Source organism: Clostridium moutaii (assembly GCF_041205085.1).
In the GTDB taxonomy this organism is placed as follows: Bacteria; Bacillota; Clostridia; order Clostridiales; family Clostridiaceae; genus Clostridium_B; species Clostridium_B moutaii.
The window spans coordinates 37,077-52,799 of the sequence record NZ_JBGEWD010000018.1; the positions used below are offsets into that span (position 1 = coordinate 37,077).

A 15,723-nucleotide genomic window follows, 5' to 3' on the forward strand; every position below is an offset into this window, starting at 1 on the left:
AGGAGGGAGGTAAAGTTTTATGGATTCTGTAATTAAAAAAGAATTTTTGCTTCAAGGTCTGAATTGTGCAAATTGTGCAGAAAAAATTGAGAATGAAGTTAAAAAGATAAAAGGTATAAAGTCAGCTTCAATAAACTTTATATCAAAAAAATTAGTCATAGAAATTCAAGATAAAGATGTAGAGACTAAAATTACAAACCGGATAACTAAAATAGTAAAAGATATAGAGCCAGAAGTTAAGGTAATTGATTCCCATACCACAAAAAAAGACATTAAAAATGAAAATAATTATGATGACGACGATGAGGAAGAGGATCGCAAAAAAGTGATAATAAAGCTTGTGATTGGTAGTGCTCTATTTGTATTAGGAATGATTTTCAAGTTCCAGAATTGGCTTGAGCTGACTATATTCTTAATAAGCTATATCATAGTTGGTGGAAATGTTGTTTTACAAGCAATAAAGGAAATATCTAAAGGCCAGGTATTTACTGAACACTTTCTTATGAGTGTTGCTACAATTGGTGCTTTCTGCGTTAGACAGTATCCAGAAGGTGTAGCTGTTATGCTATTCTATATGTTAGGTGAATTGTTCGAGGATATGGCTGTAGATCATTCCAGAAAATCAATCGGTGCATTAATGGATATAAGACCTGATTATGCAAACCTTAAAGTTGGCGATAAATTGAAAAAAGTATCACCTGAAGAGATAACCATAGGAGATATAATTATTGTAAAACCAGGAGAAAAAGTTCCTCTTGACGGTAAGGTTATAGAAGGAACTTCAATGGTTAATACGTCTGCGTTAACAGGTGAATCAGTTCCACGTGAATTGAACCCTGGTAAAGATGCTTTAAGTGGATTTATCAATGAGAATGGTGTCCTAACAGTTGAAGTGTCAAAAAAATATGAGGAATCTACTGTATCTAAGATTCTGGATTTAGTTCAAAATGCCAGCAGTAAAAAAGCTCCTACTGAAAAGTTTATAACAAAATTTGCACGTTACTATACTCCAATTGTTGTATTTGGTGCTTTAGCACTTGCAATAATACCACCTTTGGTTATTTCAGGGGCAACTTTCTCTGACTATATTTATAGAGCTTTAATATTTTTAGTGGTATCTTGCCCTTGTGCATTAGTAATTTCAATACCATTAGGGTTCATCAGTGGTATCGGAGGAACTTCAAAAAAAGGAATACTAGTAAAAGGCGGTAACTACCTCCAAGCATTGAATGATGTTGAAGCAGTTGTTTTTGATAAGACAGGTACATTAACCAAAGGTGTATTCAAAGTTACAGAAATAAATCCTCAAAGTGATTATTCAAATGAAGAGTTAATAGAAAATTCAGCATATGCAGAAAGCTATTCAAACCACCCTATTGCTCTTTCAATTGTAAGGGCTTACAATAAGGAAATTGATAAAAATCAAATTGAAAACTATCAGGAGATTGCTGGACATGGCATTAAGGTTAATGTCAACGGTAAAGAAATTCTTGTTGGCAATACTAGATTGATGGCCAGTGAAAATATTAAATACAATGATGTTAATACTATAGATACTGTAGTTCATGTTGCAATAGATAAAAAGTATGCAGGCAATATAGTAATCGCTGATGAGGTGAAAGAAGATTCACCAAATGCAATTAAGAATCTTAAATCTCTTGGCATCAAGAAAACGATAATGCTTACTGGGGATTTAGAAACTGTTGGTAATAAAATCGGGAGGCAATTAGGTTTGGATGAAGTTTATTCAGAACTGTTGCCAGCTGATAAGGTAAAGAAAGTTGAATCTATAGAAATGAAAAAATCTTCTAAAAGAAAAATTGTATTTGTTGGTGATGGAATAAATGATGCGCCAGTACTTGCAAGAGCAGACATTGGCATAGCCATGGGAGGTTTAGGGGCGGATGCTGCCATTGAAGCTGCGGATATTGTAATCATGACTGATGAACCACCCAAGGTAGTGTCTGCAATAAGAATTGCAAGAAGAACTCAATGTATAGTATATCAAAATATAATATTTGCATTAGGTGTTAAAGCAATATTCCTTATATTAGGTGCATTGGGTATGGCTTCAATGTGGGAAGCTGTATTTGGAGATATGGGAGTTGCATTGATTGCAATCTTTAACTCAATAAGAGCACTGGATACGAAAAATTTATGAAGGTAAACTTGTAGGTTGTAGCAGGTATAAAGTTGCTTGTTTTTTTGTAAAGACTATACAAATATATATTAACTACGCATTTTTCTTATTTTACGAATTATTATATAATCGTTAAATACAATAAAATCATTTTATATATTCAGTAACTAAATCAGTAAAAAGTATACCTTCTAAATGATCTATTTCATGACAGAAACATTTTGCCAAATCTCCTGTACCTTTTAATATAATTTTATCCCCATTTTCGTTTAATGCTTGTATTGTTACTTTTGCAGGTCTCTTTAATTTTCCAACTACATTAGGAATGCTTAAACATCCCTCTACAACCTCTTGTTCTCCTTCCTGCTTAATTATTTCTGGATTGATTAATTTTATAAGTCCCTGTCCCATATCTATCACAACCAATCTCTTTAATATACCTACTTGCGGAGCTGCTAATCCTCCACCATTTTCTGTATTATACAGGGTATCTGCCATATCATTTAAAATTTGTCTTATTCTGTCATCTACCTTTTCAACTTTTCTACTTTTTTTCCTTAATATTTCATCATCAGAAAATCTAATTTGTCTTAATGCCATTTAAACTACACCTCTACTTTGTTGTGATCTGGATTTTCTTTCACTTTTTTCAAAAAGAAAAATATCCTCTATAGACTTATGAAAGACTTTGGAAATATCATAAGCTAGCCATATTGAAGGTTCATATTTTTCTGTCTCTATAGAATTAATGGCCTGTCGTGATACACCTATAATTTCTCCTAACTGCTGTTGAGTTAATCCAAATTTCTCTCTGAATTCCTTTAATCGATTTTTCATAGATTATCACTCCTGTAATGTTAACCTTACATTAAAACTATATCATTACTTCACTTATATATCAAGTTAAACTTACATAATAAACAATTTTATATTTTATAATAACCTTCGCAGAGATTTACAAATATGATTTAATATTATTATACTATTACTATGAAAATAAAGACAAAATAAAAAAGCTATCTCTAACCCTATTTTGCCTTATATTCTATTATTATGCCGGTGTATAATCCTGTCCAGTTATGGTCTTGTATTCATCTGCAGTTACAATACTTTTACTTACAGCCTGCTTTACCATGTCCAAAGTTACCCAACTATTTTTATAGCACATACGCCAAAAATTAAAATATTTACTCATTTATATCATCCTTTCTCTATCCTAATTGCATAGTAGCAACAGTTTGTAATAGTATCTGCATTTGGTTATTTAAGTCCGCATTTTGTAAGGTTAAATCCGCTACGGTCTGAACTAACACTTCATTTTGATTTGGTTGCTGATTTGCAGTCTTCTAGGTGAAGTAGCAAGATAATTGTTCCACCTTCAAGTGACCACAAGTTCATAGCTCCATCACCTTGTTTTATCCTGGTGCATGGAAATATATCAGAATAAACTATCTTTTCTCTATCTCCATTTTCTTCTTATATTTCATCCCTAACAGCCTTTGAAATAATTGAATTTCCCATATAGCCTCCTTATTCCAATGCATACACGCATATATTATTTTCCACACTTAGGACACATCCTCTTTAATTCCATATATAATCATCCACCTTTAATATTGCCTCAGTAGTATTATTTTAACTTCCATTTGAATAATCCACATACCAAGTTCCATTTAATATTTCATCTGAGCTTATAGGATTATCTTTATCATCTACTAAATAATGTAATTCATCAATGCTATTAGGATGATAATGTGTTAATGAACCACTATATTTACAATATATATCTTTTTGGAGGTCGTTAAATTCAGTAAGTGCATTATTAAAGTTACTTACTTTCTTAATAGTTTTCCAGCTTTTATCCTTAATATTAATTTTTTCGATGCTTGATACTTCTAAATATCCGTATTCCCCTACACCAAAAGCATTTCCGTTCTTGTCTACAAATAATAAATCAGGATTGCTCTCTAATTTTTGTATCATTTGAGATACACTATATTTTCTTTCTTCATCTCTGCTCATTATTAATTCCCTCTCCTTCTTGATAATTAACAGCAAAGTATATCCTCATATCTTTTATGCTTATATACGATTTTTGCAAGTATTTTGAAGGGCATTCTATTAATTTATTCTTCCAGTAAAAACTACATGCTTTTTATAGCCTCGCTTATTTTTCTTATGGCAAACTTAGTTTCATTTTTAAACTTCCAGATATTACTTTATTTGCAAAGTCTGATCTATAATCTTCCTTATAAAGACAATATAGACATCATATTTCCTAATTTACCTGGTTGTGTATCAAACGCCGACAGTATGGATGAAGCTGTTAAAAATGCTAAAGAGGTTTTGGCGTTACATTTATTTGGTATGGAGGAGGATAACATTCAAATACCATTATTAGTTGATGTTTATATGCCACTATATCGTGAAACTACTCAAAACACTTCTGTAAAAACTACTATAACTATGCCCCAGTGGTTAAAGTCCCTGGCTGAGAAAAACAATATAAATTTTTCCCAAGTTATCCAAACTGCAATTAAACAAAAACTTGATATAAATGGATAAATCAAAAGATGGATATGATTAATTTACATGTCCATTTCTTTTCTTCACGCAAAATAAGCATCCCAAATGACGGATGCCTACCCTGCAATATAATTTTAAAGGGGATAACAATTTTATATAGTGTCTATTGGCGGTTGCATTTAAGTTTATCGTGCCCTGCAACCACAAGCACCTGCTTAGTAATTACCATTACTCTTTTCATTTATGTAAATTTATTATTTTCAATTTCGCTAAGGCTATTTCCTTAGGACACTTATAAGTATATATAGTGTTTGTTACGTCTTAATGTCATATTAGTTAACTATTTGTAAACATTATGAAATTTCAAAGACACCCAGCTAAAAGTCAGGTGCCTTATACAAGATATAGGAATTATTATATTTGCGGCTTCCCGCATTGGAGCTCCACTTAACCCTGGAGCCATAGGTTTATTAAATTATATTAAAGGGAGGGTAAATTGAAAACTTATCTCCACAAACACTATCTAATTATAAAAGAGTATTGAGTTAGGCTTCATTATATGCATTAGAAAAGTAAAAGAACTATAGCCATTCCAGAATTCTTGGTTCCAATACTAAGAGAACATTATAAATGGCAGTGTAAAATGAAAATAAGAAGTAGAAACACTTGGGTCACAGATAAGAATTTACTATGTACTAGAAAAATAAATGGGCTTTCTATAAGCCCTCTTGATTTTACAGACTTTATAATATATAATGGAGTGGGAAAAACTATATAAGACAGTTCGTAACCATCCTGTCTATAAAAAAAACTATGGGCTATAGATTATTTATTGAAATAGTCTATTTATAGCGCCTAGGGCGCTTTTTATTTCGGGATAGTTACCTCTGTGTCAGGAGGGAAAATGGAAAGCAAAAAATTTTTTACTACAAGAAAGATTGCCTTGTCGGGATTGATAATGGCCCTTTACATAGCTCTTATGTATTTCACCCAGGGATTTGCATTTGGTCAATATCAGATAAGAATAGCCACAGCATTATATTCACTAAGTGCTCTTGCCCCTTACCTTATAGTACCATTGGGGTTAAGCAACATGATAAGTAATACCTTAATGGGTGGAATGGGCATATATGACATTTTAGGTGGTTTTATAGTAGGGGTTATAACAAGTGCATTTACTTATTTGATAAAACGTATGAATTTGAACTGCTGGTTTATGATAATTCCGCTTATTTGTGGTCCAGGCCTAATAGTTCCCATATGGCTTTCAAAAATACTCAATATAAGCTATGTGCTTCTGGCTACAAGCCTTTGCATAGGACAAATTATACCCGCTATAATAGGTGTATTACTTTTTAAACAGCTTCAGAGCAAAGTTAACTTTTAATGGGAGGTAATTAACACATATGAACAATAGAAAAACTGAATTGAAAAATACCACTGTTCTCGGTGAAAAAACAACAGAATATAAATTTGATTATGATGCCTCACTGCTTCAAACTTTCAAGAACAAACATCCTGGTAATGATTATTTTGTAAAGTTCAACTGTCCGGAATTCACAAGCCTTTGTCCAATAACCGGCCAGCCGGATTTTGCATCAATTTATATTTCCTATGTGCCGGATAAATTAATGGTGGAAAGCAAATCACTGAAGCTTTATCTTTTCAGCTTCAGGAATCATGGAGATTTTCATGAAGACTGCATTAATATAATAATGAAGGATATTATAAAAACCATATCTCCAAAATATATAGAAGTTCAGGGGAAATTTCTTCCTAGAGGTGGAATATCCATTGATCCTTATGCAAATTACGGGAAAGAAAATACCACTTGGAAACAGGTTGCCCAAAAAAGACTTTATTATCATGATCTCTATCCTGAAAAAATTGATAACCGCTAACATAAATCTTAAAATAAACACTGATAAATGAATAAGGTATTTGCTTTGTGAAAGCAGATACCTTAAATCCAAAAAATACTCATTATAATATTCCCACAGCTCTTTTTGCCAGTAAATCAGCTAGTTCATTATATTTATCTTCTCCTGAATGAGCCTTGATTTTTTTAAATCCTATGTTTATCTTTTTCATATATTTTTGCATGAAATCCCTATAATCTTTAGTGAGAATTTTATTTGCCTTCCATTCACCTGTGGCCCAACATTCTATACCCTTATAATCATAAGCAATAACTATATCTGTAAAATCATTGGCTAACGCCAGTTCAACGGCCTTTAAAGCTCCCCTTATCTCACCAAATACATTTCTGCTTTCAATCATGTCAGTAATTCTAAAAGCTCCCAAATCCTTAAAAAGCACAGTATCATTTTTTACTATTACCACTCCATATCCTGCTATATTATCACCGTTGTTATAGGATCCATCCACATAGGCGTATAGGACATCCTTTTCAGGTACATTTTGTGGCGAATAAGTTTTATCCTGACTTATAAATTCAAGTGCAGAATCATAGTCCTTAAATTTTTTATATACAGCTCCGGAAAATCCTTTGATCTGTTTTTCACAATCTTCCCAGCTATTATATACTCCCGGGATTTTTCCTTCTTTTACGCCATAAAAATTTGGCATTTCATATGCACTCTCCTTATTCTATGAGTTTAACAAGTTCCATAGGGCTGTTAATCAGCGTTTTAGCACCATTTTCCAGCAGCTCATGAACTTCTCTAAAGCCCCATGTTACACCTACAGCGTACATTCCAGCACTATTAGCTGTACTCATGTCCACCCCGGAATCACCAAGATAAAGGTACTCTGATGGTGGAATTTTTGAAAGTCTGGATATTTCCAACGCTGAAGATGGATCCGGTTTTTTAGGTATACCTTCTCTTGCACCAAAGACAAAATTAAAGCGTTTTAGCCCAAAAAATTTGTCGATTATTATTTTGGTAAAATTATCAGGTTTATTTGAAAGTACTGACATGGTTATCCCCATAGAATGGAGCTTGTCCATTAATTCCCTTATTCTCTCATAGGGCTTTGTCAATTGATCCCATCTCTCATTATATTCCCTTTTAAATTCTGCCAGACACAACTTCACCATTTCATCATTTGCACTGTCCGGAGGTAACGCCCTCCACACCAATTTCTCCATACCATTTCCAATAAAGTTTTTATATTTTTCTATATCATGCACAGGAAACCCGTGTTTCTTTAATACAATATTCATTGAATCTGCCATATCAGCAAGTGTATTAAGCAATGTACCATCAAGATCAAAAATAATTCCAGAATAATTCATTATTGCAGTACCTCCAATTAACATAAATTATATTAATTATACCATCAAAATAAACACATTGATAATAGTATGAACTAAAACTTATATGCTTCCCGCAGCATTTTAATTTCCTTAGCATACCCCGGCAGTTCATTGGGAGTTTCTAAAAAAAACGGCAAGCGGCACAATTTTGGGTGATTGATAATTCTAATCACAGCTTCTTTCCCAATGGATCCTTTTCCAATTTTCTCATGACGATCTTTATGACTTGAAAATGGATTCTTACTGTCATTTAGGTGAATTGCACGCAATTTATCAAGTCCAATGATTTTATTAAATTCATCCAAGACTCCATCCAAATCATTTACAATGTTATAGCCAGCATCATAGACATGGCAGGTATCAAGACACACGCCCATTTTATCAGGAAGAGCAATACCATCAAGAATTTGTTTCAGCTCCTCAAAATTTCTGCCTATTTCCGTACCTTTCCCGGCCATTGTTTCAAGAAGTACGGTAGTAGTCTGCTCTGGCTTTAATATGGCGTTAAGCATATTTACAATATATTTTATTCCAACCTGGACACCCTGTTTTACATGACTGCCTGGATGAAAATTATATAAATTATTGGGCAAATACTCCATTCTTTTTAGATCATCTGCCATAATGTCAAATGCAAATTCTCTTGTTTTTTCATTTGCAGAACAGGCGTTTAATGTATATGGGGCATGAGCCATAATTAAAGGAAATTTATTTTCCCTCATAATTTTCAACAGTGCTTCTATATCTGCAGGATCAATTTTCTTAGCCCTGCCTCCTCTTGGATTCCGTGTAAAAAATTGAAAGGTGTTTGCTTCTATTTCAAGAGCCTCTTTTCCCATAGCTTCATAACCTTTTGAAGCTGATAAATGACAACCTATATTCAACATAATCTTTGCCTCCAATAAAGTACTACATCTGCTTTTCTATTTTCAAAAGTTTTTCTTTCATAGATAAACCACCTGCATATCCAACCAAGTTTCCATTGGCACCGATAACGCGATGGCAGGGAATAAAAATAGGAATGGGATTTTTATTGTTTGCCATGCCTACTGCCCTGCAAGCCTTTGCATTACCTATATTTTGAGCTACCTCTTTATAGCTGCAGGTTTTTCCATAGGGAATTTTCTGCAATGTCCTCCATACTTTTTGCTGAAATTCCGTACCTTCTGGTGCAAGGGGCAGATCAAATATCTTTCTTTTCCCTGAAAGATATTCTTCAAGCTGCTGATTTGCCTTCTTTAACAATGGCGTTTCATTAATATTCACATCTTTAATCATGCTTTTTTGAAAGTACACATTGGTAATTGCTACGCCATTTTCCACAATTTCTATTTTACCTATTTCAGTATCATAACAAAATCCATTATTCATGCTAATACCTCCGCTTCATTTGAGTTTTCTATATAAAAGTGCTCATTTTATTTTTGAAATAATTTCTTTAGACCAAATTTTAGCTTGTTTTATATTCCCTTCTCTATCATTTCTAAGAGGTACATCAAATTCAATTCCACCTAAAATCTCATTTCCTTCCAGGCTCTTTGCCATATTCTCAAAAGTTTTACCCCTTTGTCCGCCATTACAGTTAAACAGTGCAATTTTTTTATCTTTTAAATTTGTTTTAGAAAAGAATGTTCTCAGTGCCGGAGCAAAATTTCCTGCCCAGGTAGGAGTTCCAATAAATAAAACATCATAATCCTCAGGATTAATATCATATTTAACAAGTTCAGGTTCTTTTTTAAAAATCACCTGACCTCCACCTCTTATAAATTTCATTACTCCATGGGGACTTATAGCTTTTTTAGTTTCTAATCTTAAAGTATCACCGCCAATTTCTTTTGAAATAGTTTCTGCCATCATCTTTGTATTTCCTTCCAAAGAGTAGTATACAACAAGTGTGCTTAATTTTTTGTCTTCCATAGTTAAATCAGCCACCTTTCAAATTCAAAAGTTAAATACTTACAACTTATCTTAACATATTTCATATTCAAATACGAATGTTAAAGAAACAGTTAGAAAATGCTTGAAAAGATTGCAGTTAAGCCATTCGCAACTGTCTTTTAATTTTTATTAATAGCTACAAATAGTTGATTTTTGAAAATTATTTTTGCCGAATTTTTGACGGCAAAAAAATAAAAAGGAGCTGAAGAGTAATGATAAGAACTGTAGTACATTATTCTAGTGTAAATGATTGTGCACCTTGGATAAAAGTATTGTCTGGGGAGCAATTATATACATTCTATCCAAGGGAATTTGACAGGGACATAAGGATGGGTATTGATGTGGAATTTATACCTGGGAAAAATAAATATACTATTATTAACTATTTTTATTAAAATAGTACAGAATACTGAACATATGCATATATTATGATATGGTACTTGTATAATATGTAATGCAACCATATTAACTTTGTGTGCACTTCGTGTTATATTTAATCAAAAAATAAGCCCCAGGTCATTAATTTGGCCTGTGGTATAATTATTGAGCTATATTAGTCGGAATGATTCGTAAGATAATAAAAGACCATTATAATGGTTAAAGATAGATTTATATGCCTTTATATTCTATCACTTTTTTATAAAAAGCAATAATTTAAATATTAGGAATAAATTAATATATTATGGGTATGCTATTATTAGAGTATTTTCATTTTAATTTTTGTATGCTTCCTTTATAGAAGTTCTGGCTAATTAGGCTGGAGCTTCTAATTATTTTTATATGTAAAAAATAAAGCTCTAGGGTTAACCAAAGCTTTGACTATACATAGGAATTGATTAAGCATCCAAATGAGGAGAAACTTTTTATTCCATATATTATATAGAGCTACTTTAGTAATTGTTACAATGAATTAAAAATATGATAGACTTTATTACAATTTATGGTATAATAAGTATACATAGTTAACTTCTTACAATGTAAGTTGCCTTCTTAAAATAAAGCCCCACCAATCCTCGGGCTTTATTTTATATATTTTTATATAAAACTATAACCTCCATCCCAAAGCTGGAGGTTTTCTTGTATGTTTATATCTATTATATTAAAAGATCACTTTATAGACACTGAATCCCCACAAAAATCCCCCGCAAAATTTATTTAGTTTTTAAATCTTCAATGCGTTTTAATATTTTATCTTTGTTTAGTTCGCAAAATAATTTTGTGAATCTTTTTTTAGCTGCAGGTAGTTCCTCTGGATTAGTAATTACAATTTTTATTTTTTCCCTTTCTTTTTTCATAAGATAACCCCCCTATTAAAATGGTATATCTCCATCGTCATAACTAATTTCAACTTTAATCTTAGATAATCTAGTATAAATATTATCTAAAACAATTTTTTGTTTTCGAAGTGATAGGTTATTTAGTAGTTTATAAAAACCAACTATCGTTTCCACTTTAATATCGTTAGTAGGAATATACCTATATGTACCATTTATGAAACATCTTATTAGTCTAGTATTATTTTGAATAAATTCTTCAAGAGCACTATCATGAATAACTTGAGCTAATTCGTTAAGTGTGTAATTTAAATCATTTATAGGATTATAATTATCTATATAATTATTAATATGGCCTATTAATCCATTCGCAAAATTAATATATACTTGCTTTTCATTTTCAGTAAAATCAATCTCACTTAATACCCCATCCGATATTGCTTTAGTCACTTCATTAAAAGATTTATATCTCTCATTGGGATCTACATTTATCATTTTTTCAATTATGTGGTTAAATTTAAAACTATCTTTATAATTTCTAATAAGTTTTTGAAATAGTTTACCTAAAAAGTAAACTTCTGTTTGATGATTATATTCTTTATTAAATTTTACTTCATTTGGTAATTCTGAAACAGGCCAATTCAAAAAAACACTTTTAGCGTTTTCTTGAAAATTTTCAAGTTTCTTCCCAAATCCAAAATCAATTATTTTAATGTTTTCATCTTTATCAATAAGTATATTAGTAGGTCGTATATCTCTATGTAAAACATTATTAGCTTCTAGATATTTAAATGCAGATATAGTTTCTATAAAAATAGAATTCCAATTTTTAGTTGAATTATTTGGATTAAATTTATCAATTGATTGACCTTCAATATATTCCATTTGTAAATATCCTAAATTTAAATTTGGGTATAAATAATAATTATATACTCTAACTATGTTTTTGTGTGATAATTTAAATAAAATTTTAATTTCGTCAACAAAGCGTTTATAATATTCTTCTTTATATTTTAAATCTTTGGGTGAATATTTTTTAAATGCAAACAACATATCTGTAGTTTCGTCTTTAAATAAATGCGTATCTCCTGTTCCGCCTGAACCAAGAGGTTTTATATAAATGAATTCTTTTTCTTTATTGAATTTAACGCTATCACCCTTTTTTAATTCTCTTTCCATTTATATCACCTTAATTACTAAAACATTATTTTATTAAAACTATTTCTACAAAAATTTTCATATTCCTGCTAAATATACTAATTAATTTTATATAAAAAAATAAAGCCCCGGTTTTCTATTGTAAAAATATGTATTGGCAACTCTATCGGCTTTATGGTACATTAGTATTATCAAATGGCTCTACTGGCTTTATGGTACAAAAGTAGGAGGTTATGAAAATGGGAAGGCAAAACTATATGACAATTACAGTAGCAGATACTATCCAGGATATGTTTAATGAATTTGTTACGATTAAAGGTACAACAAAAACAGCAGCATTAAATGACGTATTGGAGATGTATATGCTTGCAAAGGATGAAGATTTATATTTGAAATTGAAGAAGAAATATCTTAATGTGGAAGGGGTAATTAGTATGATAGCAGATAGAGATACAATAGCAGAAGGTAATACAAACGAGTTTTTATTTATGAAACTTAGCTCAGCTACAACTATTGGAGGTAATCAATTAGACGGTGAAGGTACAATAAGAGTCTACATAAAAGATGAAAAATTACATGGTTATACTTGGTTTTCAACAGAATCTTTATATTATGGAATGAGCAAGGATAAAGTGAAGTATTACAATAAGAAAATTGACGAGGGTAATAATGTTAGAATTCTCTTTGCCATAAATAACCAAAATTGTGATAATGATATTGCTTTTAGTGCTGACGTATTGGAAATCTATTCCGACAAAATGCCAGTATCATGTCCAGGAAGTGGATATCCTGTTGAATTTGGTGATGATGAAAAAGCTAAGATTTGGATTAAGCTTAAAAATATTAAAGAGGAAGATACAATTAATGCTAGTATGCTAAAGATTATTACAACGGGAAGGGATTTGAAGCAGACTATCACAAATGCACAGTATCATTTTGGGTATGTAACGTTCAAATAAGTTATTGTTGACATAGTAGCAAAGTTAGTTCGGAATCTTCTTATTTTGTTTACTAACTAAAATAAACCCCAAGTCAAATTAATGACCTGGGGTTAAAATTATTGAGCTGTATTAGTTGGAGCTGCTGCATTTTGCACAGGAGTTACTGCTCCTTGTATACTAGCTATAGTTTGCTTTAATTTTTCGTTTTCTTTTTGTAATTTATCCTTTTCACTCTGGAGCTGTGAATTTTGAGTTTGAAGCTGAGATATCTGACTTTGAACTGCCGTTTGCTGTGCTGTCTTCTTTTCTTCAGGAGTTTTTAAATCATATACTTTATTCTCAATTACTCCTGAAACTATGGTCTTGATATTTTCATCCACATTTATACCCAGCTTATTCAAAACACTGTATACATAATTCTCTGCACTCTTTTTTCTCTGGTCTGCCGGAAGTTGTGAAGATACATTGAGCTGTGCAGCCTGTCCCACTCCTATTTCAGCATATTTTTCTATAACACTTAAGATATTTAAAAACTTATTACCTGGCACCAGTGCTTTTGCTGCATCCGTATATTTTTTAACCTCTTGCAAGCCGTTATCAACCTTTTGTAAAACATCTGCTGTGTTAACACCCTTTTTCTTTAAAAAAGGCAATAGGATTAATACTGTAGCTCCTACTCCAACGGCCAGCCCTAAAATTATAAATAATACATTTAAATTTGTCATAATACATTCCTCCAATTATTTAATTAAATCTTTCTCTATGTCTGCAAATGTATCTCCATAAGTAAACCCAATAATCTTAATTCCATTAAAGGTTTTAAGCATTAGGTCTTCATTATAGGCCTTTTTATAATAAGTAAATTTTTCATCAAGATTAGCATTTTCATTAATTATTATTTCAGGCTTTGGAAATCCCTGCATCTTTATTTTTACACCTACATATTTTTTATTTAACTTGCTTGCCTCATAAAAGCATTTCTCTAAATTATTAATATTCATTTTTGTTACCTCCAATATTATTTTTACTTTACATTTTTATAAAAAATTCGCTCTGACTTTACACGATATGTTGTAAATAATTTTAGTTATTTAAAAATATACTCCAGGTCTCTATTCTTAGAACTCCATCCGTTGGTCCGCCCCAGTTTTTCTGTAAATTGGTAACAGCCTGAAATGTAGGCTCGTCATAAACCTTTTCCGTATAAGTACCTTCCTTTAAATAGCCATAACCCTCCAGCTTCTGTTGTATCCAAAGGACTACATAAGACTTATAACCCTTTACAATAATGTTTTGTATTCCTTTTAGTGCTGCCATAGTTGCTGGGCCTACTACTCCATCTACGACCAATCCAGCATTGTATTCAGAATTAAGGTCATATTGTAAAGCCTTAATCTGCTCCACAAGCGGGTTCGGCTGTCTTGTACCTCCCAGACTATTAAAAAAGCTATCTGACATATAATTTAAATCCAGATAACCACCTATGCCAGATATCTGCCCCTTTTCGGAATACTGCCATATAGCATAATTAGGCCATAAAACAGTGCTTGGAGAACTAACTCCATAATGAGCAATCCATAAAGGATACTTGGCTATTTTGCTATTTAAGTAAGCCTTTATATAGCTTGGATTACAATAGATAAGTGCTGGTGCAACAGTAGACGCTATCTTTAAAAATTCAAGACATGCATCTGTCATATCCCCACTGCACTGCTGTTCAAAGTCCAGGACTACAAAATCAGCATTGGTACCTTCTACAATTTGCTTAAAAAAGTTTGCCTCCTGGATGACCTTTGCTATGGTTGTAAAATTTCCAAAATGATACGCCCCGGTAACAAGTCCCAGGGCTTTGGCTTTTTTAATATTGTCATTATAGAATTTATCTACGAAGGTACTTCCTTCGGTGGCCTTCGCAATAACAAAACTATTACCAGCATTTTTAATAAGGTTCATATTTATAGGACCATTTAAATTACTTATGTCTATACCTTTAATCAATTTAAATTCCTCCTATTTAANGAAGGTACTTCCTTCGGTGGCCTTCGCAATAACAAAACTATTACCAGCATTTTTAATAAGGTTCATATTTATAGGACCATTTAAATTACTTATGTCTATACCTTTAATCAATTTAAATTCCTCCTATTTAAATATTTTGTTTTTAATTTCTTTTACGTCTTCTCCTATGTTGTCTAAAGTTTTTAGTCTATCTGTAAGTTTAGCTATAATGTTTTGGTAATTTTCTTCTCTCTCTGCTGCTTTTTCATCCCTTTCTTTTTGCTCTTTCAACACGTAAACGAGTATAAAAATAAACAGCATGGCCCAAATGCCTTGCTGTACCGCCATTTTGAATATTTCATTTTCCATCTCTAGCCTCCCTGATTTTTAGATAAAATAAAAAGGACCTGATTTTAATCAAGTTTGAACTGACCCCCATAAGTTAGACCTAAAAATCTAACTTATGGG

Annotated in this window: 22 protein-coding genes; 7 read left to right on the forward strand and 15 right to left on the reverse strand. The window is 31.7% G+C overall.

Annotated features, from left to right (window positions below; genetic code table 11):
* Positions 1 to 19 precede the first annotated feature (19 nt).
* Complete coding sequence (locus AB8U03_RS14720; RefSeq protein WP_369705320.1) at positions 20 to 2,161, forward strand: heavy metal translocating P-type ATPase; 2,142 nt, start codon at positions 20 to 22, stop codon at positions 2,159 to 2,161.
* 126 nt (positions 2,162 to 2,287) lie between these two features.
* Here AB8U03_RS14720 and def read toward each other — a convergent pair whose 3' ends face one another.
* The 4 genes from def to AB8U03_RS14740 all read right to left on the reverse strand — a co-directional run bounded on the left by def (position 2,288) and on the right by AB8U03_RS14740 (position 4,162).
* Positions 2,288 to 2,740: a peptide deformylase gene (def, locus tag AB8U03_RS14725; RefSeq protein WP_369705321.1), complete on the reverse strand. Its 453-nt coding sequence runs from the start codon at positions 2,738 to 2,740 to the stop codon at positions 2,288 to 2,290.
* Positions 2,741 to 2,977, reverse strand: coding sequence for a helix-turn-helix transcriptional regulator (locus tag AB8U03_RS14730; protein ID WP_369705322.1), 237 nt, complete (start codon positions 2,975 to 2,977; stop codon positions 2,741 to 2,743).
* Positions 2,978 to 3,191: 214 nt separating this feature from the next.
* Positions 3,192 to 3,335, reverse strand: a complete 144-nt coding sequence (locus tag AB8U03_RS14735; protein WP_369705323.1) for an XkdX family protein — start codon at positions 3,333 to 3,335, stop codon at positions 3,192 to 3,194.
* A 440-nt stretch (positions 3,336 to 3,775) separates the two neighbouring features.
* The gene (locus tag AB8U03_RS14740; RefSeq protein WP_369705324.1) at positions 3,776 to 4,162 is read right to left on the reverse strand and encodes a hypothetical protein; all 387 of its coding nucleotides are present in this window, start codon (positions 4,160 to 4,162) and stop codon (positions 3,776 to 3,778) included.
* A gap of 156 nt (positions 4,163 to 4,318) precedes the next feature.
* Here AB8U03_RS14740 and AB8U03_RS14745 point away from each other — a divergent pair, with 156 nt between their 5' ends.
* From AB8U03_RS14745 to queF, 4 genes are all read left to right on the forward strand, one after another.
* Positions 4,319 to 4,705: a type II toxin-antitoxin system HicB family antitoxin gene (locus tag AB8U03_RS14745; RefSeq protein ID WP_369705325.1), complete on the forward strand. Its 387-nt coding sequence runs from the start codon at positions 4,319 to 4,321 to the stop codon at positions 4,703 to 4,705.
* A gap of 604 nt (positions 4,706 to 5,309) precedes the next feature.
* Positions 5,310 to 5,444 (forward strand): hypothetical protein, encoded by a 135-nt coding sequence (locus AB8U03_RS14750; RefSeq protein WP_369705326.1) that lies wholly within the window; start codon positions 5,310 to 5,312, stop codon positions 5,442 to 5,444.
* 126 nt (positions 5,445 to 5,570) lie between these two features.
* A complete protein-coding gene (locus tag AB8U03_RS14755; protein ID WP_369705327.1) occupies positions 5,571 to 6,053 on the forward strand; it encodes a QueT transporter family protein in 483 nt (160 codons plus the stop codon).
* 19 nt (positions 6,054 to 6,072) lie between these two features.
* The gene (gene queF / locus AB8U03_RS14760) at positions 6,073 to 6,567 is read left to right on the forward strand and encodes a preQ(1) synthase (protein WP_369705328.1); all 495 of its coding nucleotides are present in this window, start codon (positions 6,073 to 6,075) and stop codon (positions 6,565 to 6,567) included.
* 82 nt (positions 6,568 to 6,649) lie between these two features.
* Here the strand turns inward: queF and AB8U03_RS14765 are convergent, their stop codons facing one another.
* From AB8U03_RS14765 to AB8U03_RS14785, 5 genes are all read right to left on the reverse strand, one after another.
* Positions 6,650 to 7,255 carry a ribonuclease H1 domain-containing protein gene (locus AB8U03_RS14765; protein WP_369705329.1) on the reverse strand — a complete coding sequence of 202 codons (606 nt, stop codon included), beginning with the start codon at positions 7,253 to 7,255 and terminating at the stop codon, positions 6,650 to 6,652.
* 16 nt (positions 7,256 to 7,271) lie between these two features.
* Positions 7,272 to 7,925, reverse strand: a complete 654-nt coding sequence (locus AB8U03_RS14770) for an HAD family hydrolase (RefSeq protein WP_369705330.1) — start codon at positions 7,923 to 7,925, stop codon at positions 7,272 to 7,274.
* 74 nt (positions 7,926 to 7,999) lie between these two features.
* Complete coding sequence (locus tag AB8U03_RS14775) at positions 8,000 to 8,833, reverse strand: deoxyribonuclease IV (RefSeq protein WP_369705331.1); 834 nt, start codon at positions 8,831 to 8,833, stop codon at positions 8,000 to 8,002.
* A 22-nt stretch (positions 8,834 to 8,855) separates the two neighbouring features.
* Positions 8,856 to 9,317: a methylated-DNA--[protein]-cysteine S-methyltransferase gene (locus AB8U03_RS14780; RefSeq protein ID WP_369705332.1), complete on the reverse strand. Its 462-nt coding sequence runs from the start codon at positions 9,315 to 9,317 to the stop codon at positions 8,856 to 8,858.
* A 42-nt stretch (positions 9,318 to 9,359) separates the two neighbouring features.
* Positions 9,360 to 9,863: a flavodoxin family protein gene (locus tag AB8U03_RS14785; protein WP_369705333.1), complete on the reverse strand. Its 504-nt coding sequence runs from the start codon at positions 9,861 to 9,863 to the stop codon at positions 9,360 to 9,362.
* Positions 9,864 to 10,096: 233 nt separating this feature from the next.
* On the opposite strand from AB8U03_RS14785, the gene AB8U03_RS14790 reads away from it, so the two are divergent.
* Positions 10,097 to 10,279 (forward strand): hypothetical protein, encoded by a 183-nt coding sequence (locus tag AB8U03_RS14790; RefSeq protein ID WP_369705334.1) that lies wholly within the window; start codon positions 10,097 to 10,099, stop codon positions 10,277 to 10,279.
* A gap of 756 nt (positions 10,280 to 11,035) precedes the next feature.
* Here AB8U03_RS14790 and AB8U03_RS14795 read toward each other — a convergent pair.
* Together AB8U03_RS14795 and AB8U03_RS14800 are read right to left on the reverse strand one after the other, a co-directional pair.
* Positions 11,036 to 11,179 (reverse strand): hypothetical protein, encoded by a 144-nt coding sequence (locus AB8U03_RS14795; RefSeq protein ID WP_369705335.1) that lies wholly within the window; start codon positions 11,177 to 11,179, stop codon positions 11,036 to 11,038.
* A gap of 15 nt (positions 11,180 to 11,194) precedes the next feature.
* Positions 11,195 to 12,337, reverse strand: coding sequence for a protein kinase family protein (locus AB8U03_RS14800; protein WP_369705336.1), 1,143 nt, complete (start codon positions 12,335 to 12,337; stop codon positions 11,195 to 11,197).
* 218 nt (positions 12,338 to 12,555) lie between these two features.
* On the opposite strand from AB8U03_RS14800, the gene AB8U03_RS14805 reads away from it, so the two are divergent.
* Entirely contained in the window at positions 12,556 to 13,275 is a 720-nt protein-coding gene (locus tag AB8U03_RS14805; RefSeq protein ID WP_369705337.1) for a hypothetical protein, read from the forward strand.
* 98 nt (positions 13,276 to 13,373) lie between these two features.
* On the opposite strand, the gene AB8U03_RS14810 is transcribed toward AB8U03_RS14805, so the two are convergent.
* The 4 genes from AB8U03_RS14810 to AB8U03_RS14825 all read right to left on the reverse strand — a co-directional run bounded on the left by AB8U03_RS14810 (position 13,374) and on the right by AB8U03_RS14825 (position 15,624).
* Positions 13,374 to 13,982, reverse strand: coding sequence for a bZIP transcription factor (locus AB8U03_RS14810; RefSeq protein WP_369705338.1), 609 nt, complete (start codon positions 13,980 to 13,982; stop codon positions 13,374 to 13,376).
* A 15-nt stretch (positions 13,983 to 13,997) separates the two neighbouring features.
* Entirely contained in the window at positions 13,998 to 14,258 is a 261-nt protein-coding gene (locus AB8U03_RS14815; RefSeq protein ID WP_369705339.1) for a hypothetical protein, read from the reverse strand.
* Positions 14,259 to 14,340: 82 nt separating this feature from the next.
* A complete protein-coding gene (locus AB8U03_RS14820) occupies positions 14,341 to 15,255 on the reverse strand; it encodes a GH25 family lysozyme (protein WP_369705340.1) in 915 nt (304 codons plus the stop codon).
* A 144-nt stretch (positions 15,256 to 15,399) separates the two neighbouring features.
* Positions 15,400 to 15,624 carry a BhlA/UviB family holin-like peptide gene (locus tag AB8U03_RS14825; RefSeq protein WP_369705341.1) on the reverse strand — a complete coding sequence of 75 codons (225 nt, stop codon included), beginning with the start codon at positions 15,622 to 15,624 and terminating at the stop codon, positions 15,400 to 15,402.
* Between the last annotated feature and the right edge of the window lie 99 nt (positions 15,625 to 15,723).